The 319-nt window shown below is 47.0% G+C and carries 1 pseudogene; it reads right to left on the reverse strand.

From position 1 onward, the window contains the following. Positions 1-319, reverse strand: a pseudogene (locus tag A3712_RS06330) (malate synthase G); the annotation flags it as partial.

The raw sequence follows: 319 nt of genomic DNA on the forward strand, positions 1-319 counted from the left end.
AATCCAACGCACTACGTAACCTAGAATGCCTTGCGTGTTGTTATCCAATTCATTTTGAATATCTTGTGCAGTTAGCTTTTGATTACCCAGTAGAGGAATAGTAAGGATATCGTCAACGTTTGCTCTCACACGCTCGCGCAGCTCTTTTTGGCGACTCGGAACACTCACCTTGTGGTAGTGCAATGCGTGCAAAGTAGCAGCGGTTGGCGAAGGAACCCAAGCGGTATTAGCACCCGCTCGTGGGTGACCAATTTTGGCATCCATCATCTTGGCCATGTTATCAGGTTCTGGCCACATACCTTTACCAATTTGGGCTTTA

The organism is Vibrio sp. HI00D65 (assembly GCF_001635455.1).
GTDB lineage: Bacteria > Pseudomonadota > Gammaproteobacteria > Enterobacterales > Vibrionaceae > Vibrio.